Consider the following 24,510-nt stretch of genomic DNA (forward strand, 5'->3'; position numbering starts at 1 on the left):
ATTCAATTATCCAATTAATGCGCTAAGCCACCCAAAGCTTGGCGCATTTTTAAATGCGAGACTCAACCATGGCAAATTCAATTGTCGAATATACCCTTAGCAACCAAACAAACGAGAGCATATCAATTATTAACTACGGTGCTAGGCTAACCAGCTGGATTACTCAAATTGATAATGAAAAGTGCAATATTATACTTAGCTACCCAGATTTAAATGACTACTTAAGCGATCCATATTATTTAGGTGCTATAGCTGGGCCATACGCAAACAGAATTAGCAACGCACAAATACACATTGATAATAAAGTATGCATACTTGATCAAAACGAAGGCAGTAACCAACTGCACGGCGGTCAAAAAGCATTAAGCGATTTATTTTGGCAGCTCGATTACCATCAAAAAAATGCATTAAGTTTAAGTATTACCCTTCCCGATGGGTACAATGGTTACCCAGGTAAAACCACTTTTAATGTGTTGTATAGCTTCACAACAAGCAATAACGACCAAAGTAAGCTTGATATAAAATTTACGATTACCAGTAATAAAAAAACTATTGCTGGGCCTACCTCGCACCCGTATTTTAACTTAAATGGTAGTAATAACAGCGCATATGGGCATGTATTAAAATTAGCCGGTGCACATTATACGCCCATAAATACACACGCTATTCCTAGCGGTTTAATACTCCCTGTCGCCAATACACCTTTTGACTACACAAGTGCACGCGTACTCAATACAACCGATAAACTTGATCATAACTTTTTAATCGAGCAAACCCTTAACCTACATACGGTTAAACAACACGCGACACTTAAAAGTGCTGATGAGAAACTAGCGCTAAATGTACTTTCTAACTACCCTGCTATTCAGGTATACACGGGGCATCACTTAAAAAATCCATTTAAAGCATTCGACGGCATTTGCCTAGAGCCGCAATTTTGCCCCGACAGCCCTAACAACCCACACTTTCCATTTAGCTATATAACGCCACAAGTGCCTTTGCAAACACACATTAGTTACTGTTTAACTAACTTTAAATCTTAGTAATAAATCGATCTAAAGCAGCTATTCTAAGCACTTATAACCAAAAAAGGATCGCAGTTAGGCGATCCTCCACGGGGAAACAACATGTTTAAACTGACTTATAAATCGCTTACAAAGCTTTTAAGTTTTAGCTCACGGTCAATTAATAATGGGTAATCGGTGCGCCCTTGCATTGGCCAGTCATTACGCCAAGTACGTGCATCGCTTATACCCCAAAATGTCACGCGGCTTACTTTATCGTCATGCTTTTTAAGTATGTTAAATACGGCTTTATAACGCTCGCCCAACTGAGTATTTATTTCACTCGGTAGGCCATTCGGGTATGGGTTAAAACGCTCTTGCAGCGCTATATCTAACGAAATGTCAGCGCCTTGTTCTTCACCTTCAGGGAAGGGTAAAACCGAAATATCAAGCTCGGTAATCATTACATCAATACCCGTTGCCGCATATGCCACAATAGAGTCTTCCATTAACGAAAGCTCAGGGTTATCTAAAGAATAATGCGCTTGCATACCAATGCCATCTATTTGAATGCCTTTACTTTGTAAGTTTTTAATAAGCGCAATGGCACCGGCTCTTTTTTCTGGCTTATACAAATTGTAATCGTTGTAATATAGCTTGGCGTTAGGTGCTGCCTGTTTAGCATATTTAAACGCGTATTCTATAAAGTCGTCACCAATAATAGTGCTCCATTTAGATTCGCGTAGTGTGCCGTCTTCGTTTAATGCTTCGTTTACTACATCCCAAGCAAAAATACGGTTTTTATAACGCCCAGCAACAGCATTTATATGGTTTTGCATACGCTTAAGCAATGCGTCGCGAGTAAGTGGCTCGCCTTGCTCATCTTCAAAAACCCAATCAGGTGTTTGCGAATGCCACACTAATGTATGCCCAACTAACTCTTGGTTGTTCTCTTGTGCGTACTGAACTAGCGCATCAGCGGCTTCAAAATCATACGTTTGTGGCTCTGGGTGTATACGCTCCCACTTCATTGAGTTCTCTGGAGTAAAAGTATTAAATTGCGCTTTAGCTACGTTTAAATCTTCAGGCAAAGCCCCTAACACTTGGTCACGGCTAATCGCTGTACCAATTTTAAAATGGTCTTTAAATTGCGTTTTAAGCGTTAATTGCGCCGACGTTTTTTGTGCTTCTAGTGTCGGTTTACTTTGCTCTGCTGAGCCATTACAGCCAAGTGCAAGGCTCGACATTCCTAATAAAATAGCAATCGTTAGTTTATTTTTATGCATGATGTACCTGTTGTGTGTTTTTTAGTGTGCAAAGTAAATTTAACACCATATAGTCTTTTTGACAACAACGTTTTATTAAAATAGACTGAACAAAAATAATACGAACAAAGTTCCTTAATCACACGCTTAACAAGCAAAAATTTCATCAGGGTGATACATGAAAAATAAAACAATAAAACCGCTGCTGTTAATTTGCGCATTTTCCGCTTCATTAATTTTTAGCGCCTTCGTACGCGCCGAACAAGCCAGCGAGCTTGAACACCAGAAACTTTCTCTAGCTACAGCTAGTGGTATCTAATTAACCTAAGCGCTAATAATAAAAAGGATAATAACTATGAAAAATTTACCCATTAACTATGTGTTAGGTAAAAAAATACGACTAAATAAATTAGTAGCCGCTTTAACACTAACAGCTATAGTCACATCAACATTACCTGTAAACGCCGCAGATAAACCCACACAACTTACTTCGTCTATAGTGAGCCAAAAAGACGCACACATAACTCATTACGTTGGCGCTGATTTTTATACCTACTATCACGGCGATACTCAACTCACAAAAGGGGCTATTACCGGTGTGGCGGTTATTAAACCTAATAACGAAGTACATCCCGCCCACCAGCATCCCGATGAAGAATATTTAATGATTCTTGAGGGCTCTGGCACCTGGACGCTTAATGGCAAAAGCCAGCCAGCTCATACTGGAGATATTTTATTTGCAGCCCCTAATGACGTACACGGCATTTATAACAACGGCGATGTGCCGCTTAAGTTTGTGGTAGTGAGGTATCAGGCTAAGTAGGTTTTAGTGGATTTTTTAGTTTTTAGTGAAATAGATTAAGAGAATTATTCACAAAGAGGTTAAGAGACGCTTCGCTTTTAGAGTGGGAAAACAGCCTGATATTAGGTCAGGCTGTTTTAAGCTTTATTCATTTACAAATATTTATCAAAGTTATATTTCAATAAGGTACCTAGAATTAAACCAAGAGTTCGATTTGTCTCTTGCTTTACACTCCTAGCATTTTTATTACACACTTTATTATTTTATATCACCCAAATGAGACGCACATCTTATTTATAAGCTTCATCTGATGCATTTATACTGACAACCCTTTGCCAAACACCTACATTATTTCCACTTCCAGTGGTAATAGAGTGTAGATATTTGAATAAAACCACATTTAAAAAACAGACTTTTACTCTCAGTATTATCATCACGAATTGTACGTTGCACCACTTTTGCGCCATTTATTTTGGCATGCTCAAGTGCTTTATTAATGACTATTTTTCCAAGACCTTGCCTTCTAAAACCTGGAGAGACTGTTAGATGGCATAATTCAAGCTGGTACCATTGAACTTTTTTGCATTCAATAAATGCCTTAATGGAATTATCAGCTTCTTCATAAATATAATTAACTGATGAATCTAATACTTTTTCTTCTGTATACCTAACTACTAATTGATTCTCAGTATTTAGTAGATCTGCTATCTGCTTTGCAATTTAGCTCTTCATTTTTACTCACTAAAAGTTTACGAAAACACTTAATATACCCATTAAAACATGAGGCTAACTAGCATATTTTTAAGGTCAGTGAAACTCAATAAATCCAACTAAATTTTATTCAATTGAACATTATTTGGGAAATACTTTGTAAACATCTCTTCTTCATCTTGAGTTATCAACTTTAAGCAAATTAAATTACTCTTAGTTCTAGAACATGCGACATAAAATAATTTCTCTATTTTACTCTTCATTTCAAAAGTAGAAGAACCAATATCAAACAGAGAATTAAATTGGTATTTTGACCAAAAAAAATCTTCCAGAACAACTAAAACATTGTTTATACCCGTACCTTTGGTTTTATGCATTGTGATAAACTCAGTGTTTTCATTTGCATAATTATAAAAAGTTATAACTTCATCAAACCTCACTTTATTTGAAAATAAATCAATATAAAATCGTTCTTTTTTTAACTTCCTGCATAAGTAATCATAACTCGCCTCTCGACCTGTGTATTCCGTATCAGGAGTAAAAAAACCTGAATGGTTCTTATCGAATTTTGTAAAAGAATTACTATTGCTAAAATATGCTTTCTTAAATTTTTGGTATTCATTATCAGAATTTAGTCCATCAAGGAATTCGTTTTTAGATGCCACAAACAAATCATAGTTATCTTGTGAATTCACTAATTGATTTTTCAGAGCAAACTCTAATACCCTTACTACCCCTAACTTAGTTTTTGTAAGAGCGTTCAATAGCTTAGTGGCTTTTGATTTGTCCGATATCTTATTGATAACAAAGCCTGATTTTTTTAATTTTGATGTCAAATTTTTGTAGTTTTTTTCTTTAAACGCTATACAGATTTCTGCAAGATCTAATAACCCAAGTTTTTCTAATAAGTTTTCTATTTCTTTATTAACCTCGTTATAGCGATCGTTAAATAGATTAAATAAGTCTAAAAAACCAAGATTTTCGGCAATTGCTTTATTAGTTAACATTAGTTTTTTATAGTCAGGATTCTTTTCTTCAATTTTTTTTAAAGTATTCATAATAGATTGTAAGTAATCAGTTTTAGCTTCCGCAGTACTTCTTTGATGCGGTCTAGAATTTGGATAAATTGAATAATAAACAGCAACATTACCGCTTCTTTGTGCTATTGACTCTAATTGACCATTGTTTTTCTTATAGGCAATTTCTTGCTTAAGTCCATCAATTGGCACACGGATGTGGTTTAAAAAATCAATCACTGGTTCAGAACATCTATAGTTGTCTTTTTTGGGAATCATTATTAAAGTATTGTTATTAATATAAGGCTCTACTGTACCAATCCCGTCATCATAAATTCCTTGCATAGAGTCTCCAAATAACCCTATGGTGATTTTATCTTTTGGTATTAACTCTAAAAATATTTTCATAATATTGGGATGAGTATCTTGAAATTCATCGATGAAAATAAAATCAAACTTATCTATTAGGATTTTAGACAAGAGGGGATAGTTATCAAACAAGACTTTGGAAATTATAACTAATCCATCATGTCCAAAAGTTAAGTTTGAAAAGTTATCATATGGGCTGTCGTTATATTTTACCTTATGCCAACTTTTATCAGATATCTCGCGTTCAATATATTCATTTAGTTCGGTTATTTTATCATTAAGAACTGTATTATATTTAGTCGGATTTTTATCGTATATTACTTTCCCTATAACCTTAGGCATTGACTCTTTCTTTAATGAAAATAATTTCTTCCCTAACTGTTCGTATTTTTTCTTATACTTTGTATGTTCATCCAATTTATATTCCTTCTCACTAGAGAAATCACTCACATTTCCTGATACAAAGGGCGGCAATATAAATAATCGATGTAATTCTTGATGTAGATTTTTTTTAAACGGTTTTATTACATTATTGAGAAAAGAATGAATAGTCGATATTGTATAATCACCTTCAACACGGGATTTAATTTCATCAACAGCTAAATTTGTGTGTGTTATACAAGCAACTTTTTTAGTAGGATATTCTTTTGAAACAAAGGATAGCGTTTGTTTCAATGTTTCAGTTTTGCCACTACCAGCACCACCTTGGAGAACCAAATTCGTGTTATTACGAATACTTTCTTTGAGTAACTCAATTGGTGTTATTATTTTGCTATCCATAACAGACCCTCTTTTAAATATTTAGGGATTTTCCAAGTAACACCTTCTGTCAAAGCTAACCACAAAAGCGATGAAGCAAATTCAGACTTCCCCCCGAGTATGTCTTCTGTTAATTGGTAATAGTCAGGATTTTTATCAGCTAATTTACTTTTAAGTTTCAACCCATCAAGTTTATCCTTTTGTTTATTTATCTCATCTAAGTTTATAGCAATGAAAGCATCTTCAAAGCTTCTTGCATGATAGTTATTCTCTTCATTTTGATACACTACATTTATAAAGGAATTTAAATCATTCAGTTTATTTTCTTTTAGCTTTTTCATCCAATCACTATATGAAAGCTTATCTGAAATTACAGGAGCATTTAAATAATATTTAATACTAGCGTTACTTGTATGAGTGACCCTTTTACTGGAGCCGCAGGATAATTAGATCCATTTTTAATGGCGGTGTCAATATCAGTAATTACTAGTGTTTTAATTTGTAGAAAGTCGATGAAGTGCCTAAATGCTTTTGCATTTGCACCAACTTCTAATATTGAAATATTTTGAGAGCTAATTGGGTTGTAACTAGATGTGTCTTTATTATCTTTATCTAACTGATTGATGAATAGAGGTAATAACAGTTTTTCAGTCGTACCTTCAATAAATATGATTTTCTCAGAAAAAAATAGTTCAGAAGAGTGTACAGTTAGATATTGTTGCAAAAACTTAAAGTTTGCTTTTTCATCCTTATTTGCTTTCTCATCTTCAGCCGAGTACTTTTCATTTAAGTCACGATAAAAATCTTTAATCTTCGCAGTTCCTTCAGATTTTAAAAAATAACGAATACTTTTAAAATCTGAGCGATTTACTATATGTGATGAATGACTCGTTATTAACGTTTGAAGGTTAGGAATTGTACTAACTAAATTTTTTACTTTATCAATAAATACATATTGCATCTGTGGATGAGTATGAGCCTCAGGTTCCTCTATTATTAACAGGTTAATATCTTTGGGTGCGTCTTCAAAATCAAGCTTCCTAATTTCAATTTGGAGTATCAAGTATAAGATATTCATATATCCAAGACCGTTTAAATGTTCAGGTAGCTGCTCCTCTAATTTCCCGTATATCACCTTTGAAAAATTCTCAACTACTCCTTCTGACTCTAAAGCAGAGATAACTCCCAAATTATGGAGTCCTAAAAACTCCTTAGCTGTATCTAAGAACCCTTTGAATTGGCTTTTATACAGCTCATTTAGTGAAGCATCCATATCGATCATTGATTTATTAATTGCTGTAATATCGTCAAATGATAATTTATTTTTTTTATTATAATAAGCTGAAGTTAGTCGCGAAAGTACTGCTTTTTTATTACCCGACTCTGAGCTCGCTACATCTCTTTTAGCATGTATTACTTGAATATTTATCAGATTCTTAACTGTAGTCCAATCGCGAACTTGTTCTTCTAGCTTGACTTGATTAATCAGCTCTAAATCACTTTCATCTTCTAAAGCATAAACTTTAGTTTGTAAAAATTTATACAAATATTTTTTAATGTAATCATCATGTCTATCAGATATTTTATCTAACTCTTTCAATAAAGGATTCAATAATATCTTAGCCTCAAAGTAAATTTTAACTGACCTTTGTTTATCATCGAGATCTAAAATGAAGTCAGAAACATTAGCTAAATTATCTTTTACATCATACTTAATATCTAAAAGTAAACTAATTGCTAAATTTTCAACATTAGTGTTTCTATCGATACTCAGTAGTTTTTCTCTAAGGCTGAGAGGAAAGTCATCAAATTGAAATACGGGATTTTTACTTCCTAAAAATCGTTCTAGTAAGACTATAAATGAAGTTTTTCCTGTATTATTTCGTCCGATTAGTAAAGATAACTTGTCATCATCTTTCTTGAGCTCCTGCTCATCACCTTTTAAATTTAATACTGCATTTTTAATAAGCCGAAAATTTTTAACTTTTATTGAATTGATGTACACATTAGTCCCTTAATACTCGTGATTTTTTATTTCCTATATTAGTACCAAATAGCAATATATATTACTAGTTATAAACTTAAGGATTGGACTTCCCAGCTTTCACTAAACAGTTTTTAACTCAGAATAATACTGTACTTCTCATTCTTTTCTCTTTGTGAAAATTCAAAAAAAAGCCGAGTATTTAGAAATACTCGGCTTTGACTACACAATGCGATTTACTGAACTACTTCAGCAATGGTTTTAATAACTGGCTTAGGGTTTAAATTACGATCCCATAGTAATGGGTAGTTTGTTCAATTTGGGATTGGGTAGTCGTTATACTAAGGCATGCTATCAAACAACCCCGAAAAGTAACGTTGGCTACCCTACTGCGCTTTGCATAAAAAAATAAAGCCCACGAAAAAATAGTCTGTATAAAAATACAGACTATTTGATCTGGGGTTAATTACTTCTAAGTAGGCTTATTATTCAACCAAGGTTACCGATACCTCATCCACATAAAAGTCTGCAGTGAGTTCGTTTGATTCAACATAAAGTAAAGCGGCGCTTTCCTGCGTTGTAATTGAGTGGGTGTAAGTACCCGATAGTTTAACCCAGTCGCCTGCTGCAACGGTTGTAACAGGCGTCAACTCAAGGTATTCAGTGCTAGCATGTTCTATTTGTAGTGTTAGCTTTATACCTGGCGAAACGGTACTGGTATCGTCAGATAACTTAACCCATGCCGAGACGTTATAGGTTTTATCTGCTGTAAATAGGCCTTTTACATCTTTTTGTAACCCATTCCACGTTTCTGTTCGCCCTTGTACTAAAGCGCTATTATTGCCACTGTGGGCTTGGGTTGTCTCTAAGGTTATACTTGCACTGCCACGCGCTTGCCATGAATTAAGTCCGGATTCAAAGTCGCCATTAGTTAACAGCTCTGCTGAAGGTGCTGGCTCAACTACTTCAATTAACTCTTTTAATGCATTTGCAAATCCTTGTAAGGCAGGTTTTGCAGTAAAGTCATTAAAAAATAACAGTGGCCATTCTGTTGTCGGCTCTGGCCAGTTTTGTAACCAGCTATCCTCGTCAATTACGCCCCAAATTGTAATACCACCGCGTTGATCTTCAGGTACAGTTTCTAGGTATGTTTTAACAATATCGTAGTAGTACTGCTTTTGTTCATCTGCTCTTTCACTGGTTAGGTAAGTTAGAGGAATGCCACCTTCGTTGTTCATACGAACATCCAGCTCGGTAATTTTTACTTTAATTTTAGGGCGAATATCGACCGCTTTTTGAAGCTGAGCCTGTATGGTTGAAATATCAGGGCTGTTAAGCGATATATGCGATTGAAACCCTATACCATCAATGGGTATACCACTGTCCTGAAAGTTGTTAACCATAGATATAACAGCATCTAATTTATCTGCATTCCAAATCAGGTTGTAATCGTTGTAATATAAGTCGGCATCAGGATCCGCCGCTCTAGCTGCTTTATAAGCTAACGGTAAATATTCAGCACCTATATTTTCAAACCATACAGATTCGTCGGCGCTATCGTTTGTGGTTTTTTCACCTCTGTATTTGCCGTTTTCCATAAACGCTTCGTTAACTACATCCCAACTAACGACGGTATCGTTACTCCCCTCTTCTTCAAAGTGAGCAGCAATTTGAGTGATGTGATTTTTCATCATGGTTATCCACGCGGCTTTATCACCCTGAAAACTCTTCATCCACGGTGCTATTTGTGAGTGCCAAACAAAAACATGGCCATGTACTGTGAGTGAGTTTTGTTTAGCGTAGTTAACTAGCTCGTCTGAATCGTCATAAAAAAATTCGCCTTGGGTAGGTTGTAAATAGGTAGGTTTCATAATATTTTCAGCAGAGAGCTGATTAAAGTGTTGCTCAACAAGCGTTTTAATCTCTGGTCTGTCTATTATGCTATTGCTAAATCCACCAGCGGGTACTGCAACTCCAATGTTAAAATTAGGTGCCAATGCTTTTAAACTTTGTGCTGTTACTGCGCTGTATTGAACATCAGGTATTTCTTGTGCTGGGACATCGTCTAAAATAAAGCCTGAAAATTCGTCTAGGTATATAGACTTACCTATATTCTCTTCTTTTGAGAAGTGGATTGCCAGCCTCACTAAAGAGTCAGCTTCGGCTGTTGCGGCTGTTAATGTTATTTTTTGCCACTCGCCAGTGAATGTTTCTTTGACTAGGCTTAGCTGCCCATAATCTGGCGCAGGTGTTTGAATCCAAAAATCGGCACTGGTTCCCTCTTCACCTTTGGCCCATACACTAAACTCATAATTTTTTCCGCCAGTAATAGGGATGTCTTCGTAGGCTATTTCTATACCCCATGGATTATCGCCGAGTGTATTAACAACAACTTCAGCTGCTTTTGATCCTATATAGCTGTTAATTCCCTCTTGTGACTCAATGATTTCTATTGTTGCTGAGGCAGTTGACTCTTGATCAGGTCTGAATACCCAGTTGCCTACTGGCGCGGTTTGACCCGCACTGTCTTCTTCAAAACCACCATTGATTATATCAGCAGCTTCTGGTGTTTCGGTTTCTGATGTATCTGGTTCTACTATTTCAGCAACTTGAGGGACCTCAGGGTCATTATTACTCCCTCCGCAAGCAACTAAGAGTGACATTAAAGCCACAAAAGTACTGTTACGAACAGTCAATTTTTTCATCTTTTATTCCTTAAACTTAAGTAATAAATGAGTTGTTTTTAGCTAGTTAAAATAATGACAATTAGATCAACACCCTTTAATTCAAATTGACTACTAGGTTAACAGCAAAAAACTTGCATTTATTTTTATTATTTTTCTGGCTATTTAAGTATTAATATTGGCTATATAAGAGTAGTCATATAATTTAATATTAATGACTTACATTAAGTTTAAATTAAATTTTCACTGTCTTTTATTGTGCGTGTAAATACAGTGTTATTGATTTAACTTAAAACCAACAATGTTATAGTCTATTTAACAATAAGGATCAAGGTTAAAAACTGACCTATTACTGTAATGTGTATGCTAATTTGATCATAAAGGGATTTTTGACTAACCAGCCACAGTAACCTGAACCCTAATTAGCTAGTATTGAAAAATGTTGAATTGAAAGTAAAAACAGAGGATGTAAGTTTATTTAGTAAAGCGTTTTATTTCTCCAAAGCTATTGCTTCAAAAAAAGCCGAGTATTAATAATATACCCGGCTTTACACTTCACACATTGACTCTTTTATTCGACCACTTCACTAATTGTTTTAATAATCGGTTTAGGGTTTAAATTACGATCCCATAATAATGGGTAATTTGTTCTGTTTGGTATTGGGTAGTCGTTTTTCCACGACATGCCATCGTGCAACCCCCAAAAAGTAACGCGGTCTATTTTGTCCCGCTTTGCATAAAACAGTTCGAATAAGGCTTTATAACGTGCGTTTAACTGCGCTTTTACGTCGCTCGGTAGGCCATTTTTGTAAGGGTCAAGGTAGGTTTCAAACTCTTCTAGCTGAAATTGTCGATGCATCATCCCTGTGCCTATTACCTGTCCTTCCTTTGTTATTGGCAGTACGTCTATATCAAGCTCAGTGATCATCACTTTTACACCTTCGGCAGCATAGGCATCAATGGCTTGCTCAATGTATTGCATTTTAGGAAAATTAAGCCCCCAGTGCGCTTGTATGCCTATGCCGTCTATTCGGATCCCTTCCTTTTTTAGCATTTTTATCATGCGAATAATGCCGTCTCTTTTAGCTGGTCGCCATGCGTTAAAATCATTGTAGTAAAGCTCCGTATTTGGAGAGTACTGCTGAGCGTATTTAAACGCGGCTTTTACCATGGTATCGCCATCGCCCACGCGTTCAACCCACACAGTAGGACGATAAGAGCCATCATCATCAATAACTTCGTTAACTACATCCCACGCATCTACTTTGTTTTTATAGCGCCCTGCTACAAGCTCTATGTGTTTACGCATTTGTTCTAGCTGTTGCGTGGGTGTATTTGGTTTGTTTTTATGGTTTGTAAAAAACCATGCAGGTGTTTGGTTATGCCACACTAAAGTATGTCCTACGGTAAACATGTCGTTTTGCTTAGCAAAGCTTATAAATGCATCTGCGCCACTAAAATCAATGCTACCTTTACTCGGATATATTATTTCTGCCTTCATGGCGTTTTCAAGAGTAACGGTATTAAACTGCTTAGCAATAATTGACTGTGCAGCCATATTTTTGCCTGTCACTATGTCCTGATTTACTGCAACCCCCATTTTAAATGAGTCTGTAAAAATGTTTTTAAGTAGCTCGTCGGCCTTGGCTGTTGTGCAAAAAGGCAGCGAGAGGAAAAGCATAGCGAGTGTAATTTTTTTATGCATATGTGCTCCGTTGAGTCATTATTATTTTTTATGACAAATATCATACAACGAAATAAATAAATGATATAGTCAATTTGACTACTAAATATAAATTAATAGATTCGAGTAACTGCCCATGCTAAAAACTCACAAAAAAACACTAAGTTTAATTATATTAATGCTCTGTTTAAATAAAGCTGCGCTGGCGCAGCATCCTCAAAATGCCCCCTTGCTTAATAACAATGAAAACAATCAAACCTGTTCGATTAAACATGGCCAATCGCCTTTAATTAAAGGTATAAAACCAACCCTAGTTAGTGATAAGTTTTTGTTTTTAGAAGGCCCAACATGGTCAAGCCAAGACAATGCGTTTTACTTTTCAGAAATGAATTTTGCAAGTTCGCAAGCTCTCGGGCCCGACTCAACCATTTATAAATTAGTGCTGCCCAATACCCTTACCACTTATTTAAAACACAGTGGCACAAATGGTTTATATGCCAAAGGCGAAAGCCTCTATACGCTTAACCACAATACGCAGTCGCTTTCTAAAATTAATATAAAAAGTAAAACGACTACCGTACTAGTTGATAAATTTGATGGGCTAAGTTTTAGTTCGCCTAACGATATGACCATGCATAAAAATGGCGATATATTTTTTACCGATCCCAACTGGCAACTCGGCGAACGACCTCAACAGATGCCCTATACTGGGGTTTATAAGTTAAGTAATATCGGCACACTTAGCTTAATAGATGCCACTCTTGAAAAGCCAAACGGTATTGCGCTATCCCCAGATCAACGCACACTATACATTGGCGACTTTAGTAACCGCGTAAGCAAATATACTATTGATAAAAGTGGTGAAATTTCACCGCGTGAAGACTTTATTAAAGTAACCTCGCCCGATGGTATAAAAGTAGATTGTGCAGGCAACATTTATGTAAGTAGCCATAGTAAGGGAGTGATTAATATTTATACTTCTAGCGGCATACTCATAGATAAAATAAAACTTGGCGCTAATGTAACTAACCTTGCTTTTGGAGGAAAAGAGAAAAAAACATTATTAATAACAACCGCTAAGGGGTTATTTACGCTTAATGTTAAAGGAGCTGGTTTAGCTAATTAATCAAATACACCGGTGTAGAATGATACACCGGTATACTTATATCAATTTATGTATAACCTTAATTAAGGGTATTGTTGTAAAACTTAAAGTTACCCGATACATGTAACATAGCTAACATGTATAACGAGCCGTTATAGTAACGATAATTACCTGTTGGTTGCGATAAAGACCAAAAGTCATTAAAAAACTCATTTGCCTGTCCCGAACTTGTAGAAGCCAGTAATGCCACTGCATTCGCTGCTTTTTGGCCTTCTCCTGCACAACCTCTATTTTGGGCCCCACCATAAGCGTAAACTTGCTCATAACAATTTTGGCTGTTATTTGTTTTAGCATAACTTAAAAAGCCAAGTGCTTTATTAACTGCATTTTTATGCCACGCCTGGGCACCCATTAAGTGTGCGTCTAAGCCAACATTCATAATTACGCGCCATGCATCAAACTCGTACCAATGCCCAGGGTTTGCTTGGCCATTAAAAATATAGCCAATAACTGGGCTGCCATCTAAACGCGATAAAAATGTAGGTAAATTCCAATGCGGATTATCATTTACTTTTGTAAAATGGTTTTTAAGTAAGGCTCTACTTTTTGTAGCGACTGCTTTCCAATAGTTTTTGTCGGCTTGATTAGTCACGTTATTTGCAAAGTAGTCATAAAACGCAGGTATATGATAAGAGGGATCGGTAAGGTTATCGATGTATGGTGAAAATCGAATTATTTGGTTTTCCATTAACTTATTTTTAATCGTGTTGAGCATTGTTATGGCATCGGCATAATAGTTAAATTCGCCCGAATTTCCCCATCGAGCCGAAGCATTAAGTAGTGCAAATGCAAAATATTCTTCGCCGTCAGGTGCAGGGCCTTCATCAACTTTGTATACAAAGCCATTATTGTTTAGTTTTAATTGCCACGCATATACACCGCGTTTTTTTGGATCTGGGTGATTTTCTGGATTTTTTTGATATGCTTTTGCAAAACGCCATAAGTTATCAAATTGCTGCCGCTTATTTAACATGACAGCAGCCGTCATACCCCACGACTGCCCTTCTGTTCTAATATCGTCACCTGTGTCTGGGTTTATGGCTTTAATATAATGTGCTTTATAAACACCATTTTCTGAGTATGGGTAATACAATTGCTGGGTATTATTACTTCCAAACATATTGTTAAAAGTACTATTTACCTTTTGTTGTATATTTGTTTTGCCCATTTCTTGTGCGAGGTTTCGGTAAGCGCCCGAGCTGTCTGCGCCTACACTCGATGGGTTATTGTTAAATGCAGCAATTGTTTGGTAGCTTATTAACGATAACAATAAAGTTGTAATTTTAAAAAGTACTTTCATGCTTATCCTCTTTATTTGAATTATATCAGCGTGCAAACTCAATATAGTCTTTTAGACTATTTGATCAAGTAATTCTCAAAAATATTTGTTTGTTTTATAAACCAAATGAAATGTGTGAGGTGTTTAAGAAGTGTTTAAAAATACAAAAAGCCGCTTAATAAAGCGGCCTTGAACGATGTAAATAATACTAAAAAGTATATTTAGCGGTTATTCATTAATTATTGCTTTTTAATCCTTTACCCGTGGCAGCCCAATAAATACCGCCATAAATATGCTCGGTTAAAAACTCACTGTTATACACCGCATTAGTATGGCCAAGGGCAGTATAAAATGAGCGACCGCCATCGTAATTGTGATACCACGAAATAGGATGGAATACCCCCATGCCTGAGCCTGTTTTATTATTACCCCAATCAGCAGTTGGGTTGTAAGTTTGCTCATCCACCGTGAGTAAGTAGTTTAACTTAGTGAGCTCTGGCCCAAACTCGTACCACTCGTCAGTCCAAAGCATTTCCTGCGGCATATGGTTTAAGCCAATAAAGTTATTATTAGGTAATTTGCTTAATACAGCTGTTTGAATAACAGGATGAATACTAAAGGTACGCCCAACCAGCCTTTGATACCATGGCCAGTCGTATTCGGTGTCTGATGCGCTATGAATACCCACAAAGCCTTTACCTGCTTTTACAAATCGTTCAAGCGCGGCTTGCTCTTTTGGGTTTAAAATATCGCCTGTGGTTGATAAAAACACGACTACATCAACATTTTTTAAGTAGTCGTCGTTAAAATAATGGCTTTCTTCGTGCCAAATTATATTAAAAAAGTGCTTATCGGCTAAGCGTTCTAGCGCCTTAACGCCTTCGGTTTGCGACTTATGGTGCCACCCTGCTGTTTTTGTAAATAGCAGCACATTAAATTGCTTTTTAGGGAGAGTATCAAACCCTGTAGCATAACTTTTTTGCACTGTTGTGGCACTCAGCGCCAATACAAAAAAGCTTAATAACCAACCTTTATATGCGAATCTAGGTAAAGAAAAAAACATAGTATTCCTATTTAAAATGAACAAACATATTGGCCGTTAGCCGCCCTGTTTGTGGACACGGTGAAATATCGGTAGCCGTATTAAGCAAACTTGTATGCAGCAAATACCCAGGAAACACAATAAGCCTATTTGGCTTATATTCTATGTGCTTGGAGCACTCAAACTCACTGTGCTGTGGGGTGCAATAACTAGGTTTTGTGTTACTGCACTCAAGGATGTGTTGGGCATGCGTTAAATACGTGTTTTTGCGCTTTGTGCTTATTGTTTCAAACCCTGTTTTTTGATGCCTAAAAAACCCCGTTCCGCCATGCGGCCCCTCTCCAAGGTAATGAATAATAGCAATTAAGTTAGGATCGTTTGTATCAAAGTGTGGCAAGGTTTGTATTGGTGATAGCTGCCGCTCCGCTTTAGTAATTAACGATAAGGTATTATCTTTTGGGTATGGGGTAAGTGTTTGTTCAATATTAAATACATTATAAAACCCCTGTATAAGAGGTTTTAAATAATCAACCACACATTGCTTTGGAAGCGGCATGCGTAAACCCGGGTATTGAGTGAGTTTGTCGGGTTTAAACTCCCCTTGGTTTTTACCATAATTTTGCGCTAAATTTATCAGCTTTTGCGGCTCTCTTAGGTAGTCATCAATTATAATAATTGGCGTTTGCTCTTGCCCTATAAACTCATACTGCGGTTGTAAATTATTGCCAAGTGTTAGCATAGTGCTTAGTTAGCCTTGCAATAATGATTAATAAAATCGATGTGGCTCGGTAAACTATTTGCTTTTTTAGCCACATGATTTTTTATTGAATCTAAAAAACGCTTTAACTCATCATCGCTCATGCTATCTACAATGGGGTGATAATTTTGTGGTATTAGCCCTTGCCCTAACATCACTTGTAACCACGATGCTTCACCAAATAACTCTTGTTCTGCTTTATAAACATGCCCACTTTGCTTAAATAATTCGATGCGTTTGGCAAGCGACGCTGGTATTGGCATGTTTTTACAGTAGCGCCAAAAGTCGCTATCGGTGCGCTGCGTCACATAGTAATGAAGTACAATAAAGTCGCGAATGTTTTCGGCCTCAAAGCGCATTTTGTTATTAAAGTCATCCTGATAGCACGACTCAATTGCTTTGGTAGGCATGTTTTGCATTAACCTAATAATGCTTTGCTGAATTAAATGAATACTGGTTGATTCAAGCGGCTCTATAAAACCACTCGCTAAGCCAATAGCTACGCAGTTTTTGTTCCAATGTTTACGCCGTGTACCTGTACGGTATTTTATAACGCGAGGTTCATTAATGGGTTTGCCTTCTACGTTATTTAGGAGCGCTGCTTTAGCCTCATCATCGCTCATATATTTACTACAAAACACTAAGCCATTACCACGGCGGCTTTGCAGTGGTATTTGCCACTGCCAACCCCATTTATGTGCCATGGCACGCGTGTATGGCACTATTGGGCTTACTAATTCAGTTTGTACTGCCACAGCGCTATCGCAAGGGAGCCAATGGTTCCAATCTTCGTATCCGGTGTGTAGGGCTTGCTCTATTAATAAGCCTTTAAAGCCGGTGCAATCTATAAATAAATCGCCCTCAATAATTTGACCATCACCTAAAGTAAGCGATTTTATAAAGCCATTGGTAGGCTCTAGGTTTACTTTGCTTATCATGCCTTCTATGCGTTTTGCGCCGTTTTGCTGTGCAAAATTTCGTAAAAATTTAGCGTACAAGCCAGCATCTAATTGATAAGCATGATTACGGTCTTGATTCGGCACTACGGCAAATTTACCCAAACGACTTGCTACGTGCTCTGTGCAATAATCGCCAATATCGGCTGCAACGCCTTGTTGTATGCCTTTTAGCCAAAAGTGTTGAAAACCCGCAGCCCAACAGCCTTGCCCTATATAGCCAAATGAATGAAAGTAGCTTTGCTGATTTTGTTTCCATCCCTCAAACGATATGCCTAATTTAAAGGTGGCATTTGTGGCAGCCATGAATTCTGGTTCGCTAATTTTTAGTAAATCATGAAATATATGCAGCGTAGGAATAGTTGACTCCCCCACTCCTACAGTAGGTATTAAATCAGATTCAACCAAGCACACTTCAATATTTTTACCTAACAGCTTTGCTATTGCAGCGCTGCACATCCAACCAGCGGTGCCGCCTCCTGCTATTACTATTTTTTTAATTGCATTTTGATTCATATTTCAAACCTTACAAGTACGCTTAGCGTCTTAACTTATTTTGTAATTCGGCTCTTAATTTACGCGCAGTAAGCTCATCCATTGGCTTAGCTAAAATAGACTGTGCAAGCTCTGGGATATGATTAAATTCGTTATCGGCAAATATGTAGTAATTAAACAAACGTTGCCATGCAGCGCGCTCATGCTTTGGTAAATTACGTATATTTAAAATAGCAAGGTGCAGTGCATTAGTCGGTTGTCCATACACTGCGGGGGTATTTTTAAACCAATAATTAAACAGTATATTTAAACTGCCAAGCCCCTCTACTTGGTGCCACCACATACTGGGTAAAATAAGTGCATCGCCCGCTTCCAGATCTACAGATATTGCTGCTTTTAGGGCTTGTTTAAACTTAGGGTATTTTGTGAAGTTAGCCGCTGTAGTAGTGGTTAAACTTATAGGTTGACCACCGGGTGCTTTATCAAGCGGGCCTATATATAAATTATCTATTTGATCGGGGGCAAATAACGTAAAACGCCTTTTACCTGCAACGCAACATGCTAAATTTTGCGCTACGTCGTAATGTGCTGGCACAGTAACTTTTCCGCCTGCCCATACATTAAATAAACAGCCTTCGTTTAATGTGTTAACGCGACAGTGTTTAACCAAACCAGGTAAGCACTGTGCAATACTAGTAGAGCCAATGTATAAGGTGTCGGCTTGCGGGTTATTAGCACTTTGCGTTATTTGCTCAAGCGCGTTAATAAATGGCGCTTGTTGATTAGTAAAATTAAAACCACTCATATCGTAGTTATACCCTACAACCCCACTTTGACTGGCGGGTATTGTGCAAGTATTAACTAAAAATCCTTGGTAAAACGGCGTTAAATAATCAATTGCTGAAGCATCAGATTTTTTAGCGGCAATAACTAGGGGCCATTCGTCTACAAACCCTTTTAAAACAATAGGGACAGACGAGTTTAAAAGCTCCTTGGGTAGTGTACTGGGAGTTAAACCACTGAGTGTTTGAATTTTATTTACTAAATTTACCATAGTTAAGCACTTATACCGCGTGCTTTTGTAGCTTAAGTTGCTCATTTTTAAGCGCGATCAAATCGCGTACGTGTACTTGCGAGGCGATGATCATATATATACACGCTAAATAGCCTTGCGAATGCAATTGCTCAATTGTATCGGGGCTTAGCTTATTAAGCACATCTTCGTTTATAGTGTAAAAACCGAGTAAGTTATGCTTAACCCCATTTATTAAATCAAGCTCTAGCGATACAGATTCAAGTAAACCATATTTAATTAGTGCTTTAATAAAGGGTTGATTTTCTTGTAACCCATGATGAAGATTATCAAGTACATTTATTATATTTTCGAGGTATTCGCTGTTGCCTCCATGCTCCAAAAATAGATTAACACCCTGCTTTGTTGACACTTTTGGCGAGTCTAAATCAATACTAAGCATTCGCTCTTGCGTTGCCACACCGTTTTGAGTGGTATTTTGAGTCGCGATAGAAAAAGGCAGGCGCTGCATGCTAAGAGGTATGTAATGTGCTTGCCATTGCTGGTTTGCTAAAAATAAGTTTTCGTCTTTATTTATGCCATACAAACACACTGGTGAAAATGCGTTCGAGGTTTTATTTTTAGTAAAAAATATTGGGTAATGTGCCTGAGCAGCCCTAAATTCGCTCACAAAAGTTTCGCTGTACCAAACCCCATCTCCTAAATGTGTGCTGCGTGCGGGGTTTATTTTTAAATGCTGATGATCAACATTATTTAATAATGCATGATTAGCCATGGATTGTGTGCTCCAATTATTATTGTGTGTCTTTACTTATCCGTTAACGAATTTAATGTAACAAATAAGTTAAATTCATATTGACTATAACAGGTAGGTGTTACTATTACTAGCGTAAAAAGCGCAAAAAAAGCCGCAAAATGCGGCTTTAATTTAGTAACCTAAATACTTAATAAGTAAGTTACAAGTTTAATATTTACTAAAAATTATAACGTACACCTAAACCGTAACGAGAGCCTGTTTGAGTGATGTTATAAATGAGTTCTTCTTTACGTCCGTACGATGTTACGTACTCGTCAGTGATATTTATACCTTCAATAAATACGGTAAGTCCTTCTACTGCGGGTACCTCGTAACTTACGTTGAAATCTATTTGATGATATTCATCGGTGTAAATGGGGGCGGTTAAATCACCATTTACACGACGCTCATTTAAAAACGAATCACGCCAGTTATATGCAATACGAGCTTGTAAGCCTTCTTTATCGTAAAAGAACACTAAATTTGCTGTATCACTTAACCCTACAAGTGCTTCGGTATCATCAAGAGAGTCGTTGTCGTATTCAAGACCAGAGTCAACTAAGGTGTAGTTAAAAATACCACCAAAACCGGACTCGCCAAATAAGTGCTGAATATTAAATTCAAACCCATCTATTGTGTATTCTTGGTCACCATTTACAGGTACGTTAATTCTGAAATTAACTGTTTCGTCGGTTTCAGGGTCGCCAACAATAGTTCCTCCATCTAACTCACCGTTTTCATCAAAATTAGGCTGTACATTTGGATCATCTGCAAAGTTTTCAAAAATATATGTTCGAATAGCCAGGTTAGACGCATCAGCACCCAATGCACTTTGGGCTGCTCTAAATTTTTCACCGTTTAATGGATCGGCAAGATTAAAAATATCCGAATCTATTGTGCCAGTTGTGATCCAATTGGTTACGTCTTTCTTAAAGTAGCCAAACGATACATAACTGCCCTCAGCGTAATACCATTCACTTGATAAGTCGTAGTTTATTGATTCAAGTGGTTTAAGGCCTGGATTACCAGAGCCACCTGAGTAGCCACTTAGACTGCCTCCCGTGTTAATGGTTGTACCTCCTTGTAACTGACCATAACCTGCTCTTGAAATAGTTTTGCTGGCTGCTGCGCGGATCATAACATCCTCAACTACTTCAATATTAAAGTTGATATTAGGCAGTAGTTGACTGTAATCAGCCGATTGACTCAGTGTTTCGATTCCCGTTACGCCGGTAACTGATGTGGCTGTATCTTCGTTCCACTCTACACGGCTATACCCTGGCGCCGTCGCTTTAGAAAATACGTCTGTTTTTTCGTACCTCAAACCTACTTGTAGGTCGAAGAACATATCATTTAGCTCACCTTTGTAATTAACTTGGAAATAAGCAGACTGTGTTTCTTCCTCAGTGAACCTATTAGTGGCGGCATCCCAATTAGTTGAAGCACAAAATTGTCCTTCTCCATTTGGTCCTGCAGCCGCACCTACCGCTGCTTTACAATCACCATAAAGGCTATCGACGTTAGCAACAGGGTCGGCAAGCTCCGCAGCATTAACAATGGTGTCAAAATCGGCAAAGAAAATAGTATTAAATAAATCGTAATCAGCTTGCGTAGCTGTACCTTCAAAGTTACCTGCTTTGGCTTCAAACTTATCTAAAATTGTATCTTGTCGCCAATCAATATCAGAAAAATCGCCTTCAACGCCTACACCACCCCAGTCAGGACGCTGCACTTGGGTATGACGGTAATGATTATTTACTGTATTAACTGCTATACCAAAATCAATACTTAGGTTGTCGTCGATGTAGTAGTCACCTGATATTTGCGTCTGATCGATTTCTGAATCGTATTTATCGTTTGCAAACCAGCTACCCGATAAACGCATTGTGCTCGGGTTAAAGTTTTCAATGTTACCAATAGCAATACCTGGTAAGTCACCAGTTAAATCAAGCCCTGAGCGAGAACGAGTATACGAAGGTAGCTGAATATTGTTACGTGTACCGTGGCGCGGATCGGTCGCTTCCATTGACGCTTTTGAACTGTGATGATCAAACTCTAAAGTCAGTTTGTCAGATACAATCCATTCTAAGTTAAAACCAATTGAATCGGTTACTTCTTCACGTCCCCATGCGCCAACAGTTAATGACGTGTCACGGTAGTCAGCATCGCTGTTTATATCGTAAATTTCTGAGTATATAAGCGGGTATGAGTTAGGCTCACCAGCCCAAACCGACTCGCTTCTGTCGCCTGCATAATTAAACCATACTGATGCATCTGTATGCTGCTCTTCAATGGTGGTTCTAAATGTTGTGTAATCAAGGGTTGCGGTTATATTTTCAACCGGCTGGTACTGAAATACTAGCTGGCCGTTTACACGTTCGCGCTGACGTTCTTCAAATACATAACGTGGTTGTTGTGGATTTGAATATATACCCGAAGTTGGCCTATTTGTTCCGCCTTCAGCCCCGGCAGGTACACCGCCCCACCCTGTATTTGTATAATCAGATGCTCTGTAGCCTTGGTCTTGCAAAAACTGTTGCATACCACTTTCGCGTTCTTGGTAACTACCTGAAATAGATATACCAAATTTATCGTCACCAAATGTTTGCGAATACAAGCCGCTTAACTCTGGTGTAACGCTTCCTTCGTCTGTTGATTGATCGTCAACGGCTTTAACACCAAACGACGCTTTTATACCTGGACTATTTAGGGGTCTGTTGGTTGTTAAATTTATAGTTGCACCGATACCACCTGAGGTAACACTAGCGTCTGATGTTTTATAAACTTGTACACCTGATACGCTTTCAGATGCGACATTCGCAAAGTCGAATGTTCTATTACCAGTAGTGTTGGGAAGTTGTCGGCCATTTATTGTTATTAAATTATTTGCCGGGCCAAAACCACGAACAGTAACACGGCTACCTTCGCCTCCTGCTCTATCTATTGATACACCGGTAATACGTTGTAACGATTCAGCAAGGTTAGTATCAGGAAATTTCCCCATATCCTCAGCCGAAATTGCATCAACAATTCCTGAGGAGTCACGCTTAATATCCATTGAGCGCTGCAATGAACCTCTGATACCAGTTACCTGTATTATTTCTACATCTTCGTCTACAGCGGATTCAGCAGCATAGCTTTGGTGAGGAAGCGCAACCGATCCTATTGCAGCGAGAATGGCTGTTGAAATTATCTTTCTCTTAAACATCATAGTGTCCTTTTTCTTATTTAATTATTATTGACGTACTGCAAGATTTTTAAGATTTTCTCAAACCATAATTGTAAACGATTTGTTTCATCTTTTTCTGCCAATAAATAACTTTGTGTGTGTATGTTTTAAACGTTTTACAAAGACCACAACCAGTTTCAAGCTAATGTTATTTAAATAAAATCCTTAAATAACATCAGGTTCATGCTAATTCTTTGTGCTTTTTTACTTTAAAATATTTTCATTTCTTCATATTTCCTCATTTCCCTCATATATTGAATATTCAAGATAAATATAATGGTCATATTGACCATATCTTTTCACGACAAATAAAATCGCTATCTGTGTTTAACAGCAAATTTGAATTGTTTATGGATATTTATATTAAGCTTGTTCATACGGGCTAATCGTTTTTATTTTTCCACTTTCATCATGCTCAAGTTTGGCCATTTTTATACTGCGTAAATGGGTTTGCCCGCCAGATAAGGTGCTGTCATGATAAAATAAAAACCAACTACCATTGTGTTTTACAATTGAGTGATGAGTGGTCCATCCCAATACTGGGTTCAAAATAACGCCTTGATAAGTAAATGGACCATATGGGTTATCGCCTGTTGCATAAACAATTTTATGTGTATCACCCGTTGAATATGAAAAGTAATAAACCCCGTTATGTTTATGTACCCAAGGCCCTTCAAAAAAGCGGCGGTGGTTGTCGCACACTGTGATCGCAGCTCCGCTTTCATCTAAAACAACCACCTCTTTTACGTCTTCACTTAGGCTGATCATATTATCTGAGAGTTTGGCTACACGCGCAGGTATTGCGGGTTCTCCCGGTTTAGGGTAAATATTTTGTTCGTTAAAATTGCTCGTTTGCCAATTTTGTAATTGACCGCCCCACAACCCCCCAAAATATAAGTAATGGCTTGAATCTTCATCTTCAAACACCGCAGGGTCAATGCTAAATGTACCTTGAATATAATCATCTTCGGCTTTAAATGGACCTGTTGGGCTGTCACTTTTTGCAACACCAATTCTAAAAATGCCTTGCTGATCGCGTGCGGGAAAATAAAGATAATACTGCCCAAGCTTATGCGCGGCATCGGGAGCCCACATTTGCTTACTTGCCCATTTCACGTCGTCTACACAAAGTGCTACACCATGGTCTATGACTTTACCTGTACTTTCCTCCAGCGAAAGCACATGGTAGTCACGCATCGCAAAGTGGTCACCGTTATCATTAATTTCATTTTTTGATTCAATGTCGTGTGACGGGTAAATATACATTGTACCGTTAAACACATGTGCTGACGGGTCAGCGGTATACATGTGTTCAACCAATACATTGTGATTTTGTATTAGTGAGTTGGCGCGTTGTAAATCTTTTAATTGTTTAAGTTCAGCGTCACTTAATCCATTAGATGGGGGCGCTGCTTGCGCTGTATTTTGCATTTTAACTCCTAGTATTGTCTGCCCAATTTGTGCTTTTAAAACAAAAAAT

The 24,510-nt window shown here is 37.3% G+C and carries 19 protein-coding genes; 4 read left to right on the forward strand and 15 right to left on the reverse strand.

Features of this window, described 5'->3' with window-relative positions; all coding sequences use genetic code 11:
• Nucleotides 1-53: 53 nt before the first annotated feature.
• Nucleotides 54-1,043, forward strand: coding sequence for an aldose epimerase family protein (locus tag PESP_RS09640; protein ID WP_245852055.1), 990 nt, complete (start codon nt 54-56; stop codon nt 1,041-1,043).
• Nucleotides 1,044-1,141: 98 nt separating this feature from the next.
• Here PESP_RS09640 and PESP_RS09645 read toward each other — a convergent pair whose 3' ends face one another.
• Entirely contained in the window at nt 1,142-2,290 is a 1,149-nt protein-coding gene (locus tag PESP_RS09645; RefSeq protein WP_089347836.1) for an endo-1,4-beta-xylanase, read from the reverse strand.
• 157 nt (nt 2,291-2,447) lie between these two features.
• Between PESP_RS09645 and PESP_RS20435 the strand changes: the two genes are divergently transcribed.
• Both PESP_RS20435 and PESP_RS09650 read left to right on the forward strand, forming a co-directional pair.
• Nucleotides 2,448-2,588 carry a hypothetical protein gene (locus tag PESP_RS20435; RefSeq protein ID WP_164504415.1) on the forward strand — a complete coding sequence of 47 codons (141 nt, stop codon included), beginning with the start codon at nt 2,448-2,450 and terminating at the stop codon, nt 2,586-2,588.
• Between the two features lie 36 nt (nt 2,589-2,624).
• Entirely contained in the window at nt 2,625-3,092 is a 468-nt protein-coding gene (locus tag PESP_RS09650; protein ID WP_089347837.1) for a cupin domain-containing protein, read from the forward strand.
• Nucleotides 3,093-3,419: 327 nt separating this feature from the next.
• Here PESP_RS09650 and PESP_RS20760 read toward each other — a convergent pair whose 3' ends face one another.
• The 6 genes from PESP_RS20760 to PESP_RS09675 all read right to left on the reverse strand — a co-directional run bounded on the left by PESP_RS20760 (nt 3,420) and on the right by PESP_RS09675 (nt 12,299).
• Nucleotides 3,420-3,791, reverse strand: a complete 372-nt coding sequence (locus PESP_RS20760; RefSeq protein ID WP_089347838.1) for a GNAT family N-acetyltransferase — start codon at nt 3,789-3,791, stop codon at nt 3,420-3,422.
• A gap of 110 nt (nt 3,792-3,901) precedes the next feature.
• On the reverse strand, nt 3,902-5,947 hold the full coding sequence (locus PESP_RS09660) for a UvrD-helicase domain-containing protein (RefSeq protein WP_089347839.1): 2,046 nt from the start codon (nt 5,945-5,947) through the stop codon (nt 3,902-3,904).
• Nucleotides 5,932-6,267, reverse strand: a complete 336-nt coding sequence (locus tag PESP_RS20535) for a hypothetical protein (RefSeq protein WP_214631484.1) — start codon at nt 6,265-6,267, stop codon at nt 5,932-5,934. Before PESP_RS20535 ends, PESP_RS09660 begins: the two co-directional genes overlap by 16 nt.
• 41 nt (nt 6,268-6,308) lie before the next feature.
• Nucleotides 6,309-7,931: an ATP-dependent nuclease gene (locus PESP_RS09665; RefSeq protein WP_214631483.1), complete on the reverse strand. Its 1,623-nt coding sequence runs from the start codon at nt 7,929-7,931 to the stop codon at nt 6,309-6,311.
• A gap of 464 nt (nt 7,932-8,395) precedes the next feature.
• A complete protein-coding gene (locus tag PESP_RS09670; protein ID WP_089347840.1) occupies nt 8,396-10,615 on the reverse strand; it encodes an endo-1,4-beta-xylanase in 2,220 nt (739 codons plus the stop codon).
• Nucleotides 10,616-11,165: 550 nt separating this feature from the next.
• Nucleotides 11,166-12,299, reverse strand: a complete 1,134-nt coding sequence (locus PESP_RS09675; RefSeq protein WP_089347841.1) for an endo-1,4-beta-xylanase — start codon at nt 12,297-12,299, stop codon at nt 11,166-11,168.
• 115 nt (nt 12,300-12,414) lie between these two features.
• Between PESP_RS09675 and PESP_RS09680 the strand changes: the two genes are divergently transcribed.
• The gene (locus tag PESP_RS09680; protein WP_089347842.1) at nt 12,415-13,404 is read left to right on the forward strand and encodes an SMP-30/gluconolactonase/LRE family protein; all 990 of its coding nucleotides are present in this window, start codon (nt 12,415-12,417) and stop codon (nt 13,402-13,404) included.
• A gap of 58 nt (nt 13,405-13,462) precedes the next feature.
• Here the strand turns inward: PESP_RS09680 and PESP_RS09685 are convergent, their stop codons facing one another.
• The 8 genes from PESP_RS09685 to PESP_RS09720 all read right to left on the reverse strand — a co-directional run bounded on the left by PESP_RS09685 (nt 13,463) and on the right by PESP_RS09720 (nt 24,461).
• Nucleotides 13,463-14,743 carry a family 8 glycosyl hydrolase gene (locus PESP_RS09685; protein WP_089347843.1) on the reverse strand — a complete coding sequence of 427 codons (1,281 nt, stop codon included), beginning with the start codon at nt 14,741-14,743 and terminating at the stop codon, nt 13,463-13,465.
• Between the two features lie 214 nt (nt 14,744-14,957).
• Nucleotides 14,958-15,785: a ThuA domain-containing protein gene (locus tag PESP_RS09690; protein ID WP_089347844.1), complete on the reverse strand. Its 828-nt coding sequence runs from the start codon at nt 15,783-15,785 to the stop codon at nt 14,958-14,960.
• 7 nt (nt 15,786-15,792) lie between these two features.
• Nucleotides 15,793-16,503 (reverse strand): DUF6445 family protein, encoded by a 711-nt coding sequence (locus tag PESP_RS09695; RefSeq protein ID WP_089347845.1) that lies wholly within the window; start codon nt 16,501-16,503, stop codon nt 15,793-15,795.
• Nucleotides 16,504-16,508: 5 nt separating this feature from the next.
• Nucleotides 16,509-17,993, reverse strand: coding sequence for a tryptophan halogenase family protein (locus PESP_RS09700; RefSeq protein ID WP_089347846.1), 1,485 nt, complete (start codon nt 17,991-17,993; stop codon nt 16,509-16,511).
• 22 nt (nt 17,994-18,015) lie between these two features.
• Nucleotides 18,016-19,026, reverse strand: coding sequence for a cupin-like domain-containing protein (locus PESP_RS09705; RefSeq protein ID WP_089347847.1), 1,011 nt, complete (start codon nt 19,024-19,026; stop codon nt 18,016-18,018).
• A gap of 10 nt (nt 19,027-19,036) precedes the next feature.
• Nucleotides 19,037-19,780: a SapC family protein gene (locus PESP_RS09710; protein ID WP_089347848.1), complete on the reverse strand. Its 744-nt coding sequence runs from the start codon at nt 19,778-19,780 to the stop codon at nt 19,037-19,039.
• A gap of 199 nt (nt 19,781-19,979) precedes the next feature.
• Nucleotides 19,980-23,009 carry a TonB-dependent receptor gene (locus tag PESP_RS09715; protein WP_089347849.1) on the reverse strand — a complete coding sequence of 1,010 codons (3,030 nt, stop codon included), beginning with the start codon at nt 23,007-23,009 and terminating at the stop codon, nt 19,980-19,982.
• A gap of 384 nt (nt 23,010-23,393) precedes the next feature.
• Nucleotides 23,394-24,461: a glycoside hydrolase family 43 protein gene (locus PESP_RS09720; protein WP_089347850.1), complete on the reverse strand. Its 1,068-nt coding sequence runs from the start codon at nt 24,459-24,461 to the stop codon at nt 23,394-23,396.
• Nucleotides 24,462-24,510 lie beyond the last annotated feature (49 nt).

It is taken from the genome of Pseudoalteromonas espejiana DSM 9414 (assembly GCF_002221525.1).
In the GTDB taxonomy this organism is placed as follows: domain Bacteria; phylum Pseudomonadota; class Gammaproteobacteria; order Enterobacterales; family Alteromonadaceae; genus Pseudoalteromonas; species Pseudoalteromonas espejiana.

Excerpts from the sequence above, each read along its gene's own strand:
- PESP_RS09645 (WP_089347836.1), bottom strand. The coding sequence starts at position 2,290 with ATGCATAAAAATAAACTAACGATTGCTATTTTATTAGGAATGTCGAGC.
- PESP_RS09640 (WP_245852055.1), top strand. The coding sequence starts at position 54 with ATGCGAGACTCAACCATGGCAAATTCAATTGTCGAATATACCCTTAGC.
- PESP_RS09690 (WP_089347844.1), bottom strand. The coding sequence starts at position 15,785 with ATGTTTTTTTCTTTACCTAGATTCGCATATAAAGGTTGGTTATTAAGC.
- PESP_RS09685 (WP_089347843.1), bottom strand. The coding sequence starts at position 14,743 with ATGAAAGTACTTTTTAAAATTACAACTTTATTGTTATCGTTAATAAGC.
- PESP_RS09715 (WP_089347849.1), bottom strand. The coding sequence starts at position 23,009 with ATGTTTAAGAGAAAGATAATTTCAACAGCCATTCTCGCTGCAATAGGA.
- PESP_RS09710 (WP_089347848.1), bottom strand. The coding sequence starts at position 19,780 with ATGGCTAATCATGCATTATTAAATAATGTTGATCATCAGCATTTAAAA.
- PESP_RS09700 (WP_089347846.1), bottom strand. The coding sequence starts at position 17,993 with ATGAATCAAAATGCAATTAAAAAAATAGTAATAGCAGGAGGCGGCACC.
- PESP_RS20535 (WP_214631484.1), bottom strand. The coding sequence starts at position 6,267 with ATGAAAAAGCTAAAAGAAAATAAACTGAATGATTTAAATTCCTTTATA.
- PESP_RS09680 (WP_089347842.1), top strand. The coding sequence starts at position 12,415 with ATGCTAAAAACTCACAAAAAAACACTAAGTTTAATTATATTAATGCTC.
- PESP_RS09720 (WP_089347850.1), bottom strand. The coding sequence starts at position 24,461 with ATGCAAAATACAGCGCAAGCAGCGCCCCCATCTAATGGATTAAGTGAC.
- PESP_RS09660 (WP_089347839.1), bottom strand. The coding sequence starts at position 5,947 with ATGGATAGCAAAATAATAACACCAATTGAGTTACTCAAAGAAAGTATT.
- PESP_RS09650 (WP_089347837.1), top strand. The coding sequence starts at position 2,625 with ATGAAAAATTTACCCATTAACTATGTGTTAGGTAAAAAAATACGACTA.
- PESP_RS09670 (WP_089347840.1), bottom strand. The coding sequence starts at position 10,615 with ATGAAAAAATTGACTGTTCGTAACAGTACTTTTGTGGCTTTAATGTCA.
- PESP_RS09695 (WP_089347845.1), bottom strand. The coding sequence starts at position 16,503 with ATGCTAACACTTGGCAATAATTTACAACCGCAGTATGAGTTTATAGGG.
- PESP_RS09675 (WP_089347841.1), bottom strand. The coding sequence starts at position 12,299 with ATGCATAAAAAAATTACACTCGCTATGCTTTTCCTCTCGCTGCCTTTT.
- PESP_RS20435 (WP_164504415.1), top strand. The coding sequence starts at position 2,448 with ATGAAAAATAAAACAATAAAACCGCTGCTGTTAATTTGCGCATTTTCC.
- PESP_RS09705 (WP_089347847.1), bottom strand. The coding sequence starts at position 19,026 with ATGGTAAATTTAGTAAATAAAATTCAAACACTCAGTGGTTTAACTCCC.